Raw genomic sequence first — 20,301 nt, 5'->3', positions numbered from 1 at the left:
GTATGAACACAGCCATTTTAGCCAGTATTATCGTCGGGGTGATTTTGCTCGCCTTGATTTTCGTCTTCGTGTTGAAGTATCGCACGGTCGGACCAGATGAGGCGCTCATCGTCACCGGCAGCTATTTAGGAAAAAAGAACGTCCATAGCGACGCTTCGGGCAACCGCGTGAAGATTATCCGTGGGGGCGGAACGTTCGTCTTGCCGGTGTTCCAGCAGGCTGAACCACTCAGTCTTCTCTCGAGCAAGCTCGAAGTGACGACGCCGGAAGTGTATACCGAGCAAGGTGTACCGGTCATGGCGGACGGGACGGCCATCATCAAAATCGGCGGCTCGATCAGTGAGATTGCCACGGCGGCCGAACAATTCCTCGGCAAACCGAAAATCGAACGCGAGAACGAGGCGAAAGAAGTGCTCGAAGGTCACCTCCGTTCAATCCTCGGTTCAATGACAGTTGAAGAGATTTATAAGAACCGTGATAAGTTCTCACAAGAAGTGCAACGCGTCGCCTCACAAGACTTGGCCAAGATGGGTCTCGTTATCGTCTCGTTCACCATCAAAGATGTTCGTGACAAGAACGGCTATCTTGAATCACTCGGGAAGCCGCGAATCGCGCAAGTGAAACGAGATGCCGATATCGCCACGGCCGAAGCGGACAAAGAGACGCGCATCAAACAAGCAGAAGCGATGAAGGACGCGAAGAAAGCAGAACTTGAACGTGCTTCAGAAATCGCGGAAGCCGAGAAAGAGAATCAGCTTCGCATCGCGGCGTATCGCCGTGAACAAGACGTCGCCAAGGCCCGCGCCGACCAAGCGTATGAACTTGAAGAGGCCCGCGCCAAACAAGAAGTCACCGAGCAACAGATGCAGGTCCAAATCATCGAACGTCAAAAGCAAATCGAGCTCGAAGAGAAAGAAATCATGCGTCGTGAGAAGCAGTACGATTCAGAAGTGAAGAAGAAAGCCGACGCCGACCGTTACGCAATCGAGCAGTCAGCCGAAGCCGACAAGGCACGTCAAATCGCCGCAGCCGACGCCGAGAAGTACCGCATCGAAGCGGAAGCGAAAGCCGACGCCGAACGGGTCCGCCTCGCCGGTGTGGCCGAGGCCGATTCGGAACGGGCCAAAGGGGAAGCTGAAGCCGATATTATCCGCTTGACGGGTCTCGCTGAAGCCGAAGCGAAACAAAAGATTGCCGAAGCTTTCGAGCAGTATGGTCAAGCCGCCATCCTCGACATGGTCGTCAAGATGCTTCCGGATTATGCGAAACAAATCGCAGCACCGCTTGGCAATATCGACAAGATTACGGTCGTCGATACGGGCAGCGGCAAAGACGGCGGAGCCGGCAAAGTCACGGGTTACGCCACCGACTTGATGGCATCGCTGCAACAGACGCTCAAAGCGTCGTCAGGAATCGATATGAAAGATTTACTCGACAACTTTGCTGGAAAAGGCAACGTTCAGCCGAGTGCGAATCGCGAGTTGAGCGAGTCAACGTTCGCCGCGACGGAAGAATAAGTAGGGAGCCACAGACAAGTCATCGTCTGTGGCTTTTTTTGTTTCACTCAAATTCCCCTAAATTTGAAACGAAAGGCTTCAAACTCAATCGGTTTCTGACGATAAGTGAGATGTCAGACCATTATAGAGAGGAAGTAGCGATTATGAAGAAATCACTCATCATCGGCTTGTTGGCCGCATGTGTGACTTGGTTGCCAGGTTGTCAGTCTGTGATTGACCAACCGGAAGCAACCGTTGAAACCCGTCAATCGATGGGCGTCGTCTTGTCTGATGTTGGTCTCGGGGACCAGTCATTCAGCGATGCTGCGATGCGCGGCATGGGACAACTCCGTGAGACGGGGGAATGGTTCGTCGATTACCGTGAGTTGGATGAGACGGAAACGTACAAGGCCGGGTTCGAACAGCTCGTCGCCGACGGACATGACGTCATCATCGGGCTCGGGTTCGCTTGTCAAGAGGACTTGGAAGCGGTAGCGGCCGAACATCCGGAGCAACAGTTTGCGTTGATTGATGCCGTATCGACGTTACCGAACGTCATGTCCGTGACGTTCAAAGAGACGGAAGGCAGTGCGCTAGCCGGGGCAGTCGCGGGGCTCGAGACGGAATCGAACAAAATCGGATTTATCGGGGGCGTTGACAACGAACTAATTCAAAAGTTTGGGACTGGCTTCGAACTCGGAGCGAAAAGTGTCAACGATGACGTGACGATGCTCGTCGACTATGCGAACGATTTTGCCTCACCTGAAATCGGGCGCGAATTGGCAGAGAAACAGATTGAAGCCGGAGCGGACGTGTTATACGCCGCTGCAGGACTGACAGGGGTCGGAGTTCTAGAGGCAGCTGAGCGGAACGGTGTGAAGGCCATCGGTGTCGACAGTGATCAATCGATGATTGCACCGGACGCGGTCATCACGTCGATGTTGAAACAAGTTGATTTGGCCATCGTTGAAATCGCGAATCGACTCGAGAACGAGGCATTCAACACCCACGTCGAACTCGGAATCGATCAAGGCGGTGTCGGTTTGGCCGCTCTTCGTCGTGTCCAGTGGGATGACGAAGAGACAAAACAGTTTGAGGCGTTTCAGAAACAGTTGATGGAGGGGACGCTGAAATGAGTTTACGGAAACGGTTTATCTTTTCGACCGTGTTCACGGTCTTGTTGATTGTGTTGATGATGAGTTACGTTTTGACGACACTCAATCGTCTACAGACGTACAATGAACAATACGGCACGCAAATGATTGAGATGTCACAGCTCGAGACGTCGCTCTTGCAGGAACAGTCGCTTTGGACATCGCTCGGTGAGCAGATGAGTCAATCGACGCTGACGCAACTCGAGCGCATCCGGGCGACGAACGGAGAAACGTTTGCGATGCTCGAACAAACATATCTGATTCCGGAGTTCGCGACGCACCTTGAACGGGCGACGACGAAGTATGAACGGATTGAAGCTGAAGTGGAGACGGCCGAGGCTGGCGGAATTGCGGCCCGGATTCAAGCCGCCAAACTCGAAGGGGTATTGAACGATGTGAACACACTCCTCTTGAAAAATGGCACGTTCTATGAGGCGCTTCAGGCCGAGGCGGCGAGCGAGACGAAACGTCTCTTGCTCGTATCGGTATTGTTGACGGTCTTCGTCATCGGCGCACTCAGTGTCTATAACTTCTTCTTCGCTCGCTCAATCACCCATCCGCTCGAGCGAAACGTTGAGGCGGCGGAAGCGATCGCGGCCGGCCGGTTAATTACGTTGCCGGATTCGACGCGCCGTGATGAAATCGGACGGTTAGAGCGGGCTATGCAAGAGATGACGATGTCACTCCAGACGGTCATCGGGTCCATTCGCGTCACGTCGATGAAAGTGAACGATATGACGGAGACAGCGGCCGCCGAGAACGAGGCCGTGGTCAGCACGACGTCGAACATCACGAATGCGGTCGATGAGATGGCGAACGGGGCGCAGTCGATTGCAACGGAACTGCAAGAGACGCTCGAATCGGTCGGCATCATGGCGACCTCGTTCGAGACGAGTTTGAACCAGACGAAGCAGACGACTGAACAGACGACCGAGATGACTCGTGAAGTCGCGGCCGGTATCGAGACGCTGACGGACCAGGAAGCGATTCTAGAGCGCTCGAGCGCGCGCAACGCATCACTCGTCAATCGGATGGATGACTTCGCCCGGAAGACTGAAGAGATTGAAAAAATGGCAAAACTCGTGGAAGACGTCGCCGCCCAGACGAACCTGCTCGCTTTGAACGCCGCCATCGAGGCTGCACGGGCTGGGGAGGCCGGACGAGGGTTTGCAGTCGTCGCCAGCGAAGTCAAGAAACTGGCTGAAGAAAGTAACGTGGCGACACGTTCGATTTTCGGGGTCGTCCAGACGATTCGCGATGAGGTCGCCCGCTTGACGGACATGGTCGAAGAGTCGAGTCGTGAGCAGACGGCACAGCTAGAGGCGTTCGGATTGACGAAGCAGGCGTTCAGTCGAATCCATGACCGGACCGACCACGTCGCCTCGTTCGTCGGGACGATCGAGCGCGAGATGGTCGCATCGAGCACGGAAGTCACGAACGTCTTGAAACGGGTCGAGGAAGTGAGCGGCGTAACCGAGGAACTCGCGGCGGGCAATGAAGAAGTCGCGGCCTCGATGAAAGAGCAACAAGCGAGCTTCGATCAAATTTTCGCCTTGATGCAGGAGTTAGAAGGGCAGGCCGCCGCACTCGCGAGTCAAGTCCAACATTTTGAAGAGCACTGAGACAAGTTTCGGCTTGTCTCTTTTTTGTCGTCTCGAAGCGGATGAGACACACGTCCATCAGGGTCATAAGCGCGTCAGAAACGTCAAAGGCGGAACGGGCGCACCGGTGTCTATTTGCTCATACTAGAGGGAAGACTCACGCGAGGAGGAGACGTATGGAAAAGTGGAGACGGTATGTCGTCGTGCTGCTCGTCGGATTATTCATTGGGGTGGGCTATATGTTTTACTCGAAAGAACCGGAGAGGCCGGTGGTCGAACAGTTCGTGGCGACACCCGAGCCGGAAATCGAGCCGAGCGTCCCGACCGAAATCGTCGTCTATGTGACCGGGGCGGTTGAGGCGCCCGATATGTATACGATGCCGCAAGGGGCCCGTGTCGGGGATGTGTTGTCTCTCGCCGTCTTGACGGCCGAGGCTGATCCCGAACAATTGAATTTGGCCCAATTGCTCGTCGATGGGACGAAAGTGAGCGTCCCGAAAAAAGGGGAGACGGTCGTTGTGCCGGCCGCTGAAGAAGCGGGCGGGGGGACGAACGGGGTCCATGTCAACAGTGCGACGAAGGACGAATTGATGACCGTACCGGGCATCGGTCCGGCCAAAGCCGAGGCGATTCTCAATCATTTGAAACAGCATGGACCGTTCAAGTCATATGAAGAGATCGGCAACGTCAAAGGGTTCGGAGAGAAGACGTTAGAAAGCATGGAAGGTTATCTCTTGGTTCCATGACATGCCACTGTATCCATTGTTGCCAATCAGCCTATTTATTGCCGGGATACACGGATCAGTCGCCCTCTGCCTCATGTTGTCTGTAGCCATCGCATTCACTTGGCGTGGTCAATCCGTCTATGCGCACGTCGGTGCCGTCCTGCTCGTCCTGTTCGTGTTCGTACGTTCTGACGCCGAACCGTTGCCGGCGGAGGACGGACCCTCTCTGTTCGCCATCGAGAGCCGGCGGGACAATGGCCAATCGGCGCGGCTGTATGGACAAATCGACGAAAAGAAGGGTGTATTAACCGGTCGTGACCTCTCGCTTGGTCGTCCCGGAGAGACGTGCCTCGTCACGTTCACGCAGATCCCGTTCGCACCGTTGCGCAATACGGGTGGGTTCGACGAGGCGGCTTGGGCGTACGGGGCCGGACTTGCGTTCAAAGGGAGTGACGTCGCCATCGAGGCGTGTCGTCCGAGTGACGGCATGAGTGGACGGATGCTCCGTTGGAAGGAACGACAGCTCGCGAGAATCGAGACGACGTATCGGCCGGATGTGGCGCTTTATATGGAGGCGTTATTGTTCGGAGAGAGTCGGTTACTCGATGAGGATACCTCGTTCTCTTACCGGGTGACCGGCCTGCTCCATCTGCTCGTCATCTCCGGGTCACATATCGCGCTCCTCGTGCTCGGATTGCGTTGGACGACGCGGCCGTTGCCGTTGCGACGTGAGACGAAGACAATGTTGATTCTCGTTGTGGTCACGTTGTTCGGATGGTTGACCGGGTTTTCGCCGCCAGTGGCGCGGGCCGTGCTCGTCGCCGACGTGTTGCTCGGGCTGTCACTGTTCGGTTACCGTGTCCGCGACCCGATTCGGTTGCTCAGTTGGTGCGCGGCGTTCTTGCTCGTCTTGCAACCGTACTTGCTATGGAATTTAGGATTTCAGTTGACGGTTGCGATGACGTTGTTCTTGCTCGTGACTCGTTCGATTTGGACAGGACCGTTTGGGCTGGCCGTATATGCTCAATGGTTCGGGCTCATCTTGTTATGGCCTGTTCAACCGATTATATCGGTGTTGGCACCCGTGTATAACGTCGTCGGCGCTTTCTTAATTTCCTGGATCGTCATTCCGCTCGCCCTGTTCGCGTATATCGTGCCGACCGCTGAACCACTCCTGCATCCGATCCTCGATGGCCTGAATGGGACGTTCGCCCTGCATCACGACTGGCGACCTTGGCTCCCGTTGCATGAGTTTACGTTTTGGCACGCTCTTGGCCTCGCTGTCGTCCTGTGGGGCGGATTGATGCTCCTTGAGTGGAAACGATGGAGTGGTTGGGGGCTTGCCGTGATTGCGCTCTTGCTCATGCATGGCGTCCTTGAATGGATCGAAGAGCCGCGCGTCACGTTTTTAGACGTCGGACAAGGCGATGCCGTCGTCGTCGAGTACGGCGAGGTCACGGGCGTCATCGATGTCGGCGGAGTGTTTCAAGACCCGAAAGAATCGAAACGGTCCACCTATGACCCGGGAGCGGACGTCGTCGCCCCGTACATATGGAAGCGAGGGGAGACGCGCCTCAACTTCTTGTTGCTTACCCATGCCGATCATGATCACGTCGGCGGACTGTCCGGTTTGCTCTCGTCCATCGAAGTCGATGAGGTGTGGCTCTCGGCGGAAGTAGCGGATCAAGGCAAACGAGACGAGTTACTGGCCGAGCTGGAGACCTATCAAGTCCCCATCCGGCTCCTGTCGAGCGGGGACAGGCCGTACCCGTGGATGTGGATCGTCGCACCGGATGAGGCGGGCGAGGACGAGAATGCGAACTCGGTGTCGCTGTTCATGCAGGTCGGGGCGCTCACGTATTTATTGACAGGGGATTTGCCGGACACGCGGGAAGATATGATTCCGACCGTTGACGTCGATGTGTTCAAACTAGGGCATCATGGGTCGAACACATCGTCAAGTGAGGCGCTGTTGAACCGAATCAATCCGGAGTGGATCATCATCAGTGTCGGAAGGAACAATCGTTATGGACATCCGCATCTTGACACGCTGCAACGTCTCGAGGGAAAGCGGGTATTACGGACGGACGAGGACGGGATGGTCATCTGTGAACGAAATCGGTGTCGTGGGATTGTGACGAAGGCAGTACCGCCATGAAAAACTATGATAAACTAAAAAAGCGATTGCTCCCCCGGGGCAATCGCTTTCTGACTGACTTATAAGCTCAAGAACTTGATGAGGACACCAATCGCGAAGATGGTGAAGAAAAAGCCGAACGGGACGATGAAGCCGATTGCTGAATCGATGGCATCGTTACGTTTGCACTGTACGTCGTTCTCGAACGGGTTTTCGCTTTGTGGGCGAACAGAGTTAATATGCATAGTGAGTCCCTCCTTGAAATGGTTCCGTCCTAAGTATAGCGAATCAGTGAAAGATAATCTATGTTTAGATAAGAATAAATTGTGAAAGTGGTGTGTGTTTTGAATGAACCGTGGCTGCATAACGGAAAGTTGTCAAACGTGTACGTCCTGTTTGGGACAGAAAAATATTTGCTAGAGACGTGGGAGCGGGCCATCATCAAAGCGGCCAACCCATCTGGTGACCACTTTGATGTCATGCAGCTCGACTTGCACGAGACGTCACTCGACACGGCGCTCGATGAGGCGGAGACGGTGCCGTTCTTTAGCGAGTATCGGACCGTCATCGTCAAACAAGCGCAGTTCTTGACGGGGGCAAAAGAGAAGCAAAAGCAAAACGTCGAGCGATTGACTGAATACGCGTTACAACCGGCGCCTTATTCCGTACTCGTCTTTATTATCGAAGCGGAGAAGCTCGACGAACGGAAAAAAGTCGTCAAGCGCTTGAAAGAGCGGGCCATCGTGCTCGAAGCGAAAAAGCCGAGCCAGTCGGAGCTGATGCGCTACGTAGGCGACGAATTGAACCGGCGCGGCCAAAAGATGGAGCGGGCGACCGTCGAACGGCTGTTATTCCTCTGTCAGGATGATTGGGGCAAACTCGTCCGCGAGCTCGAGAAGTTGCAACTGTACGCGAGTGAAGGGGCAGAGATTCCGATTGAGATCGTCAACGACCTTGTCCCGCGGACACTCGAAGACAACGTGTTCCAACTGTCCGAATTCTTAGTGGCTCGGCGTGCGGATGCGGCGCTTCGGCTCGTCCGTGATTTAGAGAAGCAAGGTCAAGAGCTGATCGGTTTGTTAGCACTCCTCGCGCGACAGTATCGGAATATGTATCTCGCGAAACAGCTGACGGAGAAGGGGTATGGCGAGAAGCAAATCGCCTCGAAAATCGGGGCGCATCCGTATACGGTGAAACTGGCCTCGCAAGCGAGCCGAAATTTCTCCGAGGCTCAGCTCGGACGGGCACTGACATTGATTGCCGACGCGGATGAGGCGATGAAGACGGGACGGGGTGACAAGCAGATCGTGTTTGATACGCTCGTCTGCCAATTGACATTACTGTGAGGTGAGGACATGGGGTTACAGGAAGTAGGGTTAGAAGCGGTGATTCCGCTTCGGCATGAAGTGTTGCGGCCGGGGTTGCCGGTAGAGACGTGTTATTTTGAAGGGGATGACGCGGAGACGACGCGTCACTTCGCCTGGGTCGAAGATGGTCGTGTCGTGTCGATTGCGACCGTCATGCGGCAAAGCCGTGAGTTTGCGGGCGACCGCGTGCCGTTTCAATTGCGCGGCATGGCGACCGCTCCCGATGTCGCCGGGAGGGGCATCGGCTCTGCCTTCTTGCAGGCGCTCCATCGTGAGCTCGATGCCGACTGGTGGTGTAACGCCCGAGCCATCGCGGTCCGGTTTTATGAACGGAACGGATTGGAGACGGTCGGTGACGCTTTTGACATCCCAGGCATTGGCGACCATTACGTCATGCGGACCCAAAAAACAGCCGGCTCCTAATGGAGGCGGCTGTTTCGTTTTAGTCTCTAATTAGAGAGCTGCGATGCGAGCTGCAAGACGTGATTTGTCACGGCCAGCTTTGTTTTGGTGGATAAGACCTTTTGCTGCAGCTTTGTCGATTTTCTTCGTAGCGAGGACGAAAGCTTCTTGAGCAGCTTCTTTGTTTCCTTCGAGTACGAGAGCGTCAACACGTTTCACTGCTGTACGCATTGCTGCTTTCTCTTGCGAGTTCGCGACGCGACGCTTTTCAGAAGTTTTTGCACGTTTGATTGCTGATTTGATGTTTGCCATTGTTTTGTCACCCCCTGAAACAAGAAAGTGTATGTTCTTATTACTTCAAGTAATCATTCAACAGAACAAGCACAATTGTAGCAAACGCTTATTCGAAAAGCAACCACTTGATGATTATTCTGAAAACTATATGTGGTATTGTTGAAGTAGGTCGTACACATTAACTTAGGATTTTGATATAATGACACGGTATGCATGAGAAGGATAGGTGAACCCATATATGAATAAACAAGAATTAGAGAATCGTCAGAAGAAGATTCGGAACTTTTCTATCATCGCTCACATCGATCATGGGAAGTCGACGCTCGCTGACCGGATTCTCGAAAGAACTGGTGCGCTCACGGCGCGTGAAATGAAAGAACAGACGCTCGATGCGATGGATCTCGAACGGGAACGTGGGATTACAATCAAGTTGAACGCCGTTAAATTGAACTATACCGCAAAAGACGGAGAAGAGTACATCCTTCACTTGATCGATACACCGGGACACGTCGACTTCACGTATGAAGTGTCACGTTCACTCGCAGCATGTGAAGGGGCTGTCCTCGTCGTCGATGCGGCGCAAGGCATCGAGGCCCAGACGCTCGCGAACGTTTATCTCGCGCTTGATAACGACCTTGAAATCATCCCGGTCATTAACAAGATCGACTTGCCATCTGCGGACGTCGAACGCGTCCGTCAAGAGATTGAGGACGTCATCGGTCTGGATGCGAGTGATGCCGTACCGGCTTCGGCCAAAGCGGGAATCGGGATTGAAGAGATTCTCGAACAGATCGTCGAACTCGTCCCGGCACCGACGGGAGATCCGTCAGCGCCACTTCAGGCGTTGATTTTCGACTCGTATTATGACGCTTATCGCGGCGTCGTCGCTTCGATTCGAATCGTCAATGGTTCGGTCAAAGTCGGAGATAAGGTACAAATGATGTCGACGGGTAAATCGTTTGAAGTCACGGACCTCGGCGTCTCGACACCGAAACCGTTATCGGTGAAAGAATTGAATGTCGGCGACGTTGGGACGCTCTCGGCGTCGATTAAAACGGTCGGCGACGTTCGTGTCGGTGATACGATCACACTCGCCAAAAACCCTTCGACGGAACAACTCCCGGGTTACCGGAAGATGAACCCGATGGTATACTGCGGTCTCTATCCGATTGACGCGGCGAAGTACAACGATTTGCGTGAAGCGCTTGAACGGCTTCAGTTGTCGGACGCGGCGCTCGAGTTCGAGCCGGAGACGTCACAGGCACTCGGATTCGGATTCCGGAGCGGATTCCTCGGCATGCTCCACATGGAAATCATTCAAGAGCGAATCGAGCGCGAATTCGGCATTGATTTGATTACGACGGCACCGTCGGTTATCTATCACGTCACGACGACAGCAGGGGACGTCATCCACGTCGACAACCCATCGAAGATGCCAGAACAGCAAAAAATTGAATCGATTGAAGAACCATACGTCAAAGCGGCCATCATGACACCGAACGATTATGTCGGTGCCATCATGGAGCTCTGTCAGAAGAAACGCGGTAGCTTCATCGATATGCAGTATATCGACACGACCCGCGTCAAAATCACGTACGACATCCCGCTCAGTGAGATCGTCTACGACTTCTTCGACCAGTTGAAGTCGAGCACGAAAGGGTATGCGTCGCTTGATTACGATTTGATCGGCTATCGTCCGTCGCGACTCGTCAAGATGGATATCCTCCTCAACAACGAGCTCGTCGATGCCTTGAGCTTCATCGTGCACCGTGATTTCGCCTACGAACGTGGGAAAGTCATCGTTGAGAAGCTGAAAGCACTCATCCCGCGGATGCAGTTCGAAGTGCCGATTCAAGCAGCAGTCGGAACGAAGATTGTGGCCCGCTCGACAATTAAGGCACTCCGTAAGAACGTTCTCGCCAAATGTTACGGTGGTGACATCTCGCGGAAACGTAAATTGCTCGAGAAGCAAAAAGAAGGTAAAAAGCGCATGAAGATGGTTGGTTCCGTCGAAGTGCCGCAAGAAGCGTTCATGTCCGTCTTGTCGATGGACGAAGAATAATCGTTCGCCCTTATCTCCGGATAAGGGCGTTTTTTGTCATTTGGCAGGATTCGGCACATCAGGCACGGAATAGTACGTACTTACAGAGAAATAGAGGAGGAGTGGCAGTGATCTATAATTTTTCAGCCGGGCCGGGCGTCTTGCCGGAACCGGTCTTACGTGAAGTGCAAGCCGAGTTTCTTTCCTATAAACAAGGGGTGTCCATCGTCGAGATGAGTCACCGTTCCGACACGTTCGCCACAATCGTCGAGCAGCTCGAGGCGAGACTGCGGCGGTTGATGCAGATTCCTGACGACTATGCCGTCCTGTTTCTACAAGGCGGTGCCACCCTACAATTCTCGATGGTGCCGATGAACCTGCGCGAGTCGGGGCGCTTCGTCTATCTCGACAGCGGGATTTGGTCGAAAAAGGCGATTGCTGATGCGAAACACTACGGTGACGTCGTCGTCGCCGGCAGTTCGGCAGCGGTCAAGTATCGAGACCTTCCCGCATGGCCGAAGACGATTTCAGACGTCGACTATCTTCATGTGACGTTGAACAACACGATTGAAGGGACGCGCTATACGAAACTGCCGGACACGGGAGTCCCGATCGTCGCCGACGTCTCGTCGAACATCTTGGCGGAAGCGATTGACGTCAAGCGCTATGGGTTATTATATGCCGGTGCCCAAAAAAATATCGGGCCGGCTGGATTGACGCTCGTCATCATCCGTCGCGATTTGATTGTCGACCGTGACTTGCCGTCATACCTCGCGTATAGCAAGCACGTTGATACGCTGCTCAACACGCCATCGACGTTCAGTCTATACGTCGCCGAGCGCGTGCTCGCCTGGGTCGAGGGAGAAGGCGGGGTCGAGGCGATGGAACGTCGCAACGTCGAGAAGAGTGGTCTATTTTACGACGCCTTGGATGCATCGCCACTGTTTCATGCCGTCGTCTCGGGCAAGCAGCGGTCGCTGACGAACATCCCGTTCACGACCGGGGATGCCGAGACGGACCGGGCGTTTCAACGATTCGCCGAGGCACGCGGGTTAATCGAGCTCGGGGGTCACCGTTCGGTCGGCGGCCTGCGAGCCAGTCTATACAACGCGATGCCGCTCGAAGGCGTGAAGCGTCTCATCGATGTGATGCATGAGTTTGAACAGGAGGGACAAGATGTTTCATATAAAAACGTATAATCAAATCGCAGAAGACGGGTTACGGCGTTTCAAGCCGAACGAGTATGCCGTCAATGACGCCGAACAAGCGGACGCCTGGGTCATTCGGAGCCATGACGTCCATCAGGCGGACATCCCGCCTTACTTGCTCGCCATCGCCCGGGCCGGTGCCGGCGTGAACAATATCCCGCTCGACCGGCTCGCCCGTCAAGGGGTCGTCGTGTTCCATACGCCGGGCGCGAATGCGAACGCGGTCAAAGAACTCGTGCTCGCCAGCATGCTGTTATCGGTCCGTCCGATTTTGGAAGGGGCGAACTGGGTCAACAATCACACGTTTGCCGATCAGACATCGCTCGAAGAAGCCATGGAACAACAGAAACGGCGTTTCGTCGGATCCGAACTGCGAGGCAAGCGCGTCGGCATCGTCGGTCTCGGTGCAATCGGGGCGTCACTCGCGAACGATTTGCTCCATCTCGGCATCGACGTCATCGGGTACGACCCGCACTTATCGGTCGACGGGGCCTGGAATATCTCACAACAAGTAAAACGGGCGAAGCAGTTGAGCGAGTTGCTCGCCGACGTCGACATCCTGACGATTCATATGCCGCTCACGGATGACACGCGCCACATGATTGATGCGACATGGTTCAAGCAGATGAAACCGGGCGCTACCGTTTTGAATTTCGCGCGGGGTGAACTCGTGAATGACGCCGATTTGTTAGAAGCGCTCGATGACAACGTGGCGACATACATCACCGACTTCCCGAAACAAGTGCTGCTTGGACATCCGCAAGTCGTCGCGTTTCCGCATCTCGGCGCCTCGACCCACGAGTCTGAGGTGAACTGTGCAATCCAAGCCGTCGATACGCTCAAACTGTATCTCGAGACCGGTAGCATCCGAAACTCGGCCAATTTCCCGAACACGGAGCTCCCTTATGTCGGCAAGCGGCGTTTGGCCGTGCTCCATTTGAACGTCCCGAACATGGTCGGTCAAATCGCGAGCCGGCTCGCCGAGAACGGAATCAATATCGACAACATGGTCAACCGGAGCCGCAACGACGTGGCCTATACGTTAATCGACATCGACAACCATAAACATGAGACGCTATCTGTGAACGCCTTGTACGACATCGAGGGCGTCATGCGCGTCCGCGAATTTTAAGGAGGAATGATCATGGTCGTATTCAAACCATTTGCCCCATACATGCCAATCCATCCCGAGAACGTCGCCGCCGACCCGTACGATATCGTCAGCGTCGAACAAGCACGTGAGGACGTCAAACTGCGTCCCGACTCGTTCCTTACGGTCGATAAACCAGAAGTGTTCACGGCGGACATGCCGCTCGAAGCGTGGGGACAACGGGCCCGTCATGAGCTCGAACGGCTTTATGAGAGCGAGTTGACCGAACGGACCCACGGGTTTTATGTTTACCGGCTCACCGATCAAGGGCGTATCCAGACAGGGCTCGTCGCCACATTCTCGATGACCGATTATGAGGCCGGTCGCATCAAGATTCATGAGCACACCCGTGCCGCGAAAGAACGCGAACGCGTCGAGCACGTATCGGCGACGAAAGCGCACACGGGCCCGATTTTGATGAGCCACGCGCCGGACGAAGGGTTGCGTCGCATCTTGGACGACGCGACGACAGGAGAGGCGTTGTTTGCCTTCACGGACAGTGAAGGTGTCATCCATGAAGGCTATGCCGTGCCATCCAAGCATCAAGCACGCATCATCATGCTCGGGGCCAGCATTCCGGCTATCTATATCGCCGATGGGCATCACCGGGCCAAAGCCGCAGCCGTCGTCGCACGGAGCCCGATTCATGAAGGGGAATCGAAACAAGAGCGGGACCACTTCCTCGGCGTCTTGTTCCCGAGTGATGAGCTGACGATTTTACCGTATCACCGGATTTTGAATCAAGTGGCCCCGGAAGAAGTGATTGCGCTACTCGATGGTCTCGCTTTCTCATATGACATCGAACCAGTGGCTGAGTTGCAAGTGCCGAATGAACGAGGCACGTTCGGCTTGTCGTATCGCGGTGAACATCACGTGCTCAAAAAACGACAGACGACGACGGTACTCGATGTCGCGACGTTGCAACGGGATGTGCTCGAACCATATTTTCACGTCACGGACGTTCGCACTGATCATCGAATCGATTTCATCGGCGGCAAGGACGCACCGAAACGACTCGCCGACTTGGCTGAACGTGATGACGTCGTCGTATTGACGTGCTACGCCACAACGATGGAAGAGCTGATGCGCGTCGCCGACGAGAACGGTCAAATGCCGCCAAAATCGACGTGGTTCGAACCGAAACTGAAGAGCGGTCTGTTCATTCATCGGTTCGATTGAACTTGCAGAGTGGCGTCCCGGCGTGAAAAGCGTTATAAATGGAAGAGAAGAAAGGGGTGGCCGCCATGGCTAAAGCCGTATATCTTCACATTCCATTTTGTGAACATATTTGTTATTACTGTGATTTCAACAAGGTGTTCTTAAAGAACCAACCGGTTGATGACTATTTAGATGCACTTGAACGGGAAATCATCCTCTCGCTCGAACAATATCCGACCGATACGATCGAGACGATCTTTATCGGCGGTGGGACACCGACGGCGCTCAATGAGGCGCAGATGAAACGACTCATGGACATGGTCGCGCGTCATCTGCTCCCGCTCGCGTCTCCGAATTTGGAGTATTCGGTCGAGGCGAACCCGAACTTCGTCAGTGCGGAGAAACTCGACACGATGAAGCAAGGAGGGGTCAACCGCGTCAGTTTCGGCGTCCAAACGTTCGACGACGGCGGACTCGAGCGCATCGGACGGACGCACCGGGCCGATGACGTGTTTGCGACCGTGACGGAAGCTGCGAAGCGATTCGATAACATCTCGATCGACTTGATGTTCGGGTTGCCGGAACAGACGCTCGAGCAGATTGAGCGCGACCTCGACTTGGCGTTCCAGCTCCCGATTCAACACGTGTCTTCCTATTCGTTGATTCTCGAGCCGCACACCGTGTTCGCGATTCAAGAGCGAAAAGGGAAGCTGCGCCTTCCGGGCGAGGACATTGAAGTCGCGATGTATTTGAAAGTGATGGAGACGCTCGAACGGCGTGGATTGAAACAATATGAGATTTCAAACTATAGCCTCGAAGGACGGGAGAGCCGTCATAACCAAGTGTACTGGCGCAATGAAGAGTATTACGGCTTCGGCGCCGGCGCGCACAGTTATTTGAACGGGGAACGTCGGGCGAACATCGCCCCGATTCCGCACTATATCAAAGCGGAAGGGTTACCGGTCCGCAATACGACGACGCTCGAGACGTTCGAGAAGATGGAAGAAGAGCTGTTCCTCGGACTCCGGATGCGCCAGGGCGTGTCGTTTGCGACGTTCGAGTCGAAGTACGGTGTATCGATGCGTTCGGTGTTCGGGCACGTCTTGACGGATCTCGAGGCGAAGCGGTTGATTGAGACGACGGAGACGCACGTCCGCTTGACCGAGTCGGGACTCCCGCTCGCCAATGAGGCGTTCGCGGCCTTCATCGGTGAAGCGCGTGTGAATGACGCGCACGATCAACCTTCCTTGTCATAAAAATAGGGCGGACCCGACTTGGGTCCGCCCTTGATTGTTTATAAGACGAGGTCGCGATAAATCGGCATGAGTCGGCTGAACGTATCCTCGACGAGCGCCAGGAAGGCGGCTTCGTTTTGAAGGATGGACGCATCGGCCGGAAGTTGGCGGCCGATTAAGAAGTCAGCCTTCTTCACGGTCGCGAAGCGTTCCGTAATCGTCTCAATCGATTCGGCTGACATATCCTCGATTAAAAACGCGTCTTTCTTCATATGGTCCCCGGCGATATGGAAGTCAGGGAAATCCGATTTGAAGTCGAGTGCCATAAGCCGGCGGCCGATTGCTTCCTTGTTCGGCATCTCATAGATGAAGGCGAGCCAGACGAAGACGCGGTCGTCGAATAAGCCGACCTGGAAATGGGGATGCTTCTTATAGCCGCGTTTGTCATGGCAGATCGCCATCCACGTGTCCTTCGGCGGATTGACCGTCCGGCGGGCATGCTTGGCGACATGTAAATAGAGCGGGATGCCGACGTCGGCTTCGAGCTGAGGCCCGACCTCGTCATAAATCCGGTGAAACAGTGGTTGAATCTCTGAGCGGATCCCGGCCATCCGGGCATCGAGTCCGTCTTGCGTGAATACGTCGAATTGTTGTGTTGTAAACATCTAATCACCTCATTTCGTATCATACCGAATGTTGACGAAACATGCATATTTGAACGCTTGAACGGACTGGAAAAAATGAGCCAAATGAATTGACAAATAAGGAGAACATGATAATATTTGAAGTGTGATTAGCACTCGGTAAATATGAGTGCTAATAAAGCGAGGCCAATCCTTCAGAGAGGAGTGATGTTGTGCTGACAGAGAGACAATTGCTCATTTTACGAGCGATCATCGATGATTATATTCAGACGGCCCAACCGGTCGGGTCGCGGACGTTATCGAAGCGGGATGATTTATCATTCAGTTCGGCGACGATCCGTAACGACATGGCCGATTTAGAAGACATGGGTTTGATTGAAAAGCCGCATACGTCGGCCGGACGAATCCCGTCCGAAATCGGCTATCGGTATTATGTCGACCATCTCGTCGAGACGAAAATCATCGACGAGCGCGAGACGTATCGTCTCGGTGAACGACTGCGCGCTTCGGCCCAAAAGTCGGAAGTGCTCATCCGTCAAGCCGCTGACCTGCTCTCTGATTTGACCAACTATACGACGGTGGCACTCGGTCCGAACAGCCAGATGAATCGTCTGGCCCGAATCGACTTGATGCCGCTCGACGAACGGCGCGGCGTCGTCTTGATCGTGACCGATCAAGGCCACGTCGAACATCGGACGGTCGTTTTCGACTCTCCGATGGCGCCTGACTTGGTCGAACAGACGATTCGTTTCTTGAACGATCGTCTCAAAGGGACTCCACTCGGTCAGCTAAAGTTCCGAATCGGGGAAGAAGTGGCCAAACTTCGACTCGCGCACCAGGAACAATTTGAGTTCATGATGCAACTCATTCAATCGACCGTCGAAGTCCAACATCCTGCTTCGCTATATCTAGGCGGGAAGAAGAACATCTTCAACCAACCTGAGTTTCAGACGCTCGACACGTTGCGTCCGTTCCTCGAATGGATTGATGAACAGGAACGGTTGACCGACTGGCTCGAATCGTTGCCAAACCGCGAGATTTATGTGAGCATTGGTAGCGAGAATGGCATCGTCGCGCTTCAAAATTGTAGCGTCATCACGTCCGACTATACGCTCGACGGGAAGACGTTCGGGACAATCGCCATGATTGGACCGACCCGGATGGACTATCGACACGGTGTCCAAATGATGGGACAAATCATTGAGGCGTTAAGGCGAACGAAATTAGAAGAGTGATGGAAAGGAGCCTCATTATGACAACTGACAAACAAAACGGGCTTGAACCAGAAGAAGTGCTCGAAGAAAAAGATTTTGATCCGAAACAGACAGAGGCTGTCGAAGCAGAAGAGGTTTCAAATGTTGAGTTTGTGGAAGAAACTTCTGAAGGGACGGATTTACAAAAAGAAATCGACGCACTCAAAGCGAGCGAGCTCCGCATTCGTGCGGACTTTGATAACTTCCGTCGTCGGACGAACGAAGAGAACGCGAAACGCGTGAAGTTCGCGTCACAGACGGTCATCGAGAAGTTGATTCCGCTCATCGATAACTTCGAGCGCGCGCTCCAAGTCGAGGCGACTTCAGACGACGCCAAGCAGATTCAAGCGGGCGTCGACATGATTCACCGCCAGTTACTCGACGTCTTGAACGGTGAGAACGTCGAAGTGATTGAAGCGGTTGGCCAACCGTTCGACCCGAACTATCATCAAGCGGTCATGCAAGAGCCGAGCGATGAGTTCGAATCGGGCATCGTGACGATGGAGCTTCAAAAAGGGTACACGATGCACGGACGAGTCATTCGTCCGAGCATGGTAAAAGTCTCAGAATAACATTAAATAATTAGATGGAGGAATAGACAATGGGTAAAATTATTGGAATTGACTTAGGTACAACGAACTCATGTGTGGCAGTCATGGAAGGTGGCGAAGCAGTCGTCATCTCGAACGCAGAAGGGAACCGTACGACACCATCTGTCGTCGCATTCAAAGGCGAAGAGCGTCAAGTTGGAGAAGTAGCGAAACGTCAGGCCATCACGAACCCGAACACGATTCAATCGATTAAGCGTCACATGGGAACGTCGCATACGGTCGAAGTTGACGGCAAGAAATTCACACCGCAAGAAATCTCAGCAATCATTTTGCAAAAATTGAAAAAAGATGCAGAAGACTACCTCGGTGAAACGGTAACAGAAGCAGTCATCACTGTACCTGCCTACTTCAACGATGCGGAGCGTCAAGCGACGAAAGATGCAGGGAAAATCGCTGGTCTCGACGTCAAACGAATCATCAACGAGCCGACGGCAGCTGCACTCGCTTACGGTCTCGATAAAGGTGAAGACCACACGATCTTGATTTATGACCTCGGTGGCGGTACGTTCGACGTTTCGATTCTCGAACTTGGCGACGGCGTATTCGAAGTTGTCGCAACAGCAGGGGACAACCGTCTCGGTGGGGACGACTTTGACCAAAAAGTCATCGACTATCTCGTAGCTGAATTCAAAAAAGAGAACGGCATCGACCTCGCTCAAGACAAGATGGCGCTTCAACGTTTGAAAGATGCAGCCGAGAAAGCGAAGAAAGACCTTTCAGGTGTGACGAGCGCGCACATCAGCCTTCCGTTCATCACGGCCGGAGCAGCTGGTCCGCTTCACCTTGAAACGACACTCACACGTGCGAAATTCGAAGAGTTGACAGCTGACCTCGTCGAGCGCACGATGGAGCCGACACGCCGCGCGTTGAAAGACTCGGGTCTCACACCGTCTGACCTCGACAAGATCATCCTCGTCGGTGGTTCGACACGAATCCCAGCGGTTCAAAAAGCGATTCACGATTTCACGAAGAAAGAGCCGTTCAAAGGCGTGAACCCGGATGAAGTCGTCGCCCTCGGTGCCGCCATCCAAGGTGGCGTCCTTGCCGGTGACGTCAAAGACGTTGTCCTTCTAGATGTGACTCCGCTCTCGCTCGGTATCGAGACGATGGGTGGCGTGATGACGAAGTTGATCGATCGCAACACGACAATCCCGACTTCGAAATCACAAGTCTTCTCGACGGCGGCTGACAGCCAGCCAGCGGTAGACATCCACGTCCTCCAAGGGGAACGCCCGATGGCACCAGACAACAAGACACTCGGTCGCTTCCAATTGACGGACATTCCGCCAGCACCACGTGGTGTGCCACAAATCGAAGTCAAATTCGACATCGATGCGAACGGAATCGTTCACGTATCGGCGAAAGACCTCGGTACGAACAAAGAGCAGTCGATTACGATTCAATCGTCTTCAGGGATCGACGAGGCTGAAATCGAGCGTATGGTGAAAGAAGCGGAAGCGAACGCGGAAGCTGACAAACAACGTAAAGAAGAAGCTGAACTCCGCAACGAGACAGACCAACTCGTCTTCGCAACGGACAAAGCCATTAAAGACCTCGGCGACAAAGTCGATGCTACGGACAAAGAGCGCGCTGAAGCTGCGAAAGAAAAAGCGAAAACGGCACTCGAAGGCACAGACCTCGAAGCCCTCCGTACGGCGAAAGACGAATTGTCGAATGTCGTGCAAGAGTTGACGCAAAAAGTATATGCGAACATGGCTGAACAGCAAGGTGCTGAAGGTGCAGAGACGCAGACGGAAGCGAAAGACGACAACGTCGTCGACGCTGAGTTTGAAGATCTCGACGATCGCAAATAAGGCAACCGATA

18 protein-coding genes are annotated in these 20,301 nt (G+C 54.1%); 15 read left to right on the top strand and 3 right to left on the bottom strand.

Annotated features, from left to right (window positions below):
- The first annotated feature begins 2 nt into the window (after positions 1–2).
- The 5 genes from KNP81_RS00555 (at position 3) to KNP81_RS00535 (ending at position 7,134) form a co-directional block, all read left to right on the top strand.
- Positions 3–1,517: a flotillin lipid rafts scaffold protein FloT gene (locus KNP81_RS00555; RefSeq protein ID WP_214717471.1), complete on the top strand. Its 1,515-nt coding sequence runs from the start codon at positions 3–5 to the stop codon at positions 1,515–1,517.
- A 143-nt stretch (positions 1,518–1,660) separates the two neighbouring features.
- Positions 1,661–2,632, top strand: a complete 972-nt coding sequence (locus KNP81_RS00550; protein WP_029595199.1) for a BMP family lipoprotein — start codon at positions 1,661–1,663, stop codon at positions 2,630–2,632.
- Positions 2,629–4,272 carry a methyl-accepting chemotaxis protein gene (locus KNP81_RS00545; protein WP_214717469.1) on the top strand — a complete coding sequence of 548 codons (1,644 nt, stop codon included), beginning with the start codon at positions 2,629–2,631 and terminating at the stop codon, positions 4,270–4,272. Before KNP81_RS00550 ends, KNP81_RS00545 begins: the two co-directional genes overlap by 4 nt.
- A gap of 155 nt (positions 4,273–4,427) precedes the next feature.
- Entirely contained in the window at positions 4,428–4,997 is a 570-nt protein-coding gene (locus KNP81_RS00540; protein ID WP_214717467.1) for a helix-hairpin-helix domain-containing protein, read from the top strand.
- Position 4,998: 1 nt separating this feature from the next.
- On the top strand, positions 4,999–7,134 hold the full coding sequence (locus tag KNP81_RS00535) for a ComEC/Rec2 family competence protein (protein WP_214717462.1): 2,136 nt from the start codon (positions 4,999–5,001) through the stop codon (positions 7,132–7,134).
- A gap of 59 nt (positions 7,135–7,193) precedes the next feature.
- On the opposite strand, the gene KNP81_RS00530 is transcribed toward KNP81_RS00535, so the two are convergent.
- Positions 7,194–7,358, bottom strand: a complete 165-nt coding sequence (locus KNP81_RS00530) for a YqzM family protein (protein WP_016508105.1) — start codon at positions 7,356–7,358, stop codon at positions 7,194–7,196.
- 90 nt (positions 7,359–7,448) lie between these two features.
- Between KNP81_RS00530 and holA the strand changes: the two genes are divergently transcribed.
- Both holA and KNP81_RS00520 read left to right on the top strand, forming a co-directional pair.
- A complete protein-coding gene (holA, locus tag KNP81_RS00525) occupies positions 7,449–8,459 on the top strand; it encodes a DNA polymerase III subunit delta (protein WP_286038505.1) in 1,011 nt (336 codons plus the stop codon).
- A gap of 9 nt (positions 8,460–8,468) precedes the next feature.
- Positions 8,469–8,903, top strand: coding sequence for a GNAT family N-acetyltransferase (locus KNP81_RS00520; RefSeq protein WP_214717460.1), 435 nt, complete (start codon positions 8,469–8,471; stop codon positions 8,901–8,903).
- 30 nt (positions 8,904–8,933) lie between these two features.
- Here the strand turns inward: KNP81_RS00520 and rpsT are convergent, their stop codons facing one another.
- Positions 8,934–9,194: a 30S ribosomal protein S20 gene (gene rpsT, locus KNP81_RS00515; protein WP_021065661.1), complete on the bottom strand. Its 261-nt coding sequence runs from the start codon at positions 9,192–9,194 to the stop codon at positions 8,934–8,936.
- A 220-nt stretch (positions 9,195–9,414) separates the two neighbouring features.
- Between rpsT and lepA the strand changes: the two genes are divergently transcribed.
- The 5 genes from lepA to hemW all read left to right on the top strand — a co-directional run bounded on the left by lepA (position 9,415) and on the right by hemW (position 15,989).
- The gene (gene lepA / locus KNP81_RS00510) at positions 9,415–11,238 is read left to right on the top strand and encodes a translation elongation factor 4 (RefSeq protein ID WP_214717459.1); all 1,824 of its coding nucleotides are present in this window, start codon (positions 9,415–9,417) and stop codon (positions 11,236–11,238) included.
- A 101-nt stretch (positions 11,239–11,339) separates the two neighbouring features.
- Positions 11,340–12,416 carry a 3-phosphoserine/phosphohydroxythreonine transaminase gene (gene serC, locus KNP81_RS00505; RefSeq protein WP_214717450.1) on the top strand — a complete coding sequence of 359 codons (1,077 nt, stop codon included), beginning with the start codon at positions 11,340–11,342 and terminating at the stop codon, positions 12,414–12,416.
- Positions 12,394–13,557, top strand: coding sequence for a 3-phosphoglycerate dehydrogenase family protein (locus KNP81_RS00500; protein WP_214717448.1), 1,164 nt, complete (start codon positions 12,394–12,396; stop codon positions 13,555–13,557). Before serC ends, KNP81_RS00500 begins: the two co-directional genes overlap by 23 nt.
- 12 nt (positions 13,558–13,569) lie before the next feature.
- Positions 13,570–14,754, top strand: coding sequence for a DUF1015 domain-containing protein (locus tag KNP81_RS00495; protein ID WP_214717446.1), 1,185 nt, complete (start codon positions 13,570–13,572; stop codon positions 14,752–14,754).
- A 65-nt stretch (positions 14,755–14,819) separates the two neighbouring features.
- On the top strand, positions 14,820–15,989 hold the full coding sequence (gene hemW, locus KNP81_RS00490) for a radical SAM family heme chaperone HemW (protein WP_214717444.1): 1,170 nt from the start codon (positions 14,820–14,822) through the stop codon (positions 15,987–15,989).
- 38 nt (positions 15,990–16,027) lie between these two features.
- Here hemW and KNP81_RS00485 read toward each other — a convergent pair whose 3' ends face one another.
- A complete protein-coding gene (locus KNP81_RS00485) occupies positions 16,028–16,633 on the bottom strand; it encodes a DUF1054 domain-containing protein (RefSeq protein ID WP_214717442.1) in 606 nt (201 codons plus the stop codon).
- Positions 16,634–16,824: 191 nt separating this feature from the next.
- On the opposite strand from KNP81_RS00485, the gene hrcA reads away from it, so the two are divergent.
- The 3 genes from hrcA to dnaK are packed head-to-tail and all read left to right on the top strand — an operon-like array spanning position 16,825 to position 20,290.
- Positions 16,825–17,847, top strand: a complete 1,023-nt coding sequence (gene hrcA, locus KNP81_RS00480; RefSeq protein WP_214717440.1) for a heat-inducible transcriptional repressor HrcA — start codon at positions 16,825–16,827, stop codon at positions 17,845–17,847.
- Positions 17,848–17,864: 17 nt separating this feature from the next.
- Entirely contained in the window at positions 17,865–18,437 is a 573-nt protein-coding gene (gene grpE, locus KNP81_RS00475; RefSeq protein WP_214717439.1) for a nucleotide exchange factor GrpE, read from the top strand.
- A gap of 29 nt (positions 18,438–18,466) precedes the next feature.
- Positions 18,467–20,290 carry a molecular chaperone DnaK gene (gene dnaK, locus KNP81_RS00470; protein WP_029595211.1) on the top strand — a complete coding sequence of 608 codons (1,824 nt, stop codon included), beginning with the start codon at positions 18,467–18,469 and terminating at the stop codon, positions 20,288–20,290.
- Positions 20,291–20,301 lie beyond the last annotated feature (11 nt).

This window comes from Exiguobacterium sp. s149 (assembly GCF_018618395.1).
GTDB lineage: Bacteria > Bacillota > Bacilli > Exiguobacteriales > Exiguobacteriaceae > Exiguobacterium > Exiguobacterium chiriqhucha.
Note: the sequence above shows the minus strand (reverse complement) of the source record. Positions and strands in the feature narration are given on the sequence as shown.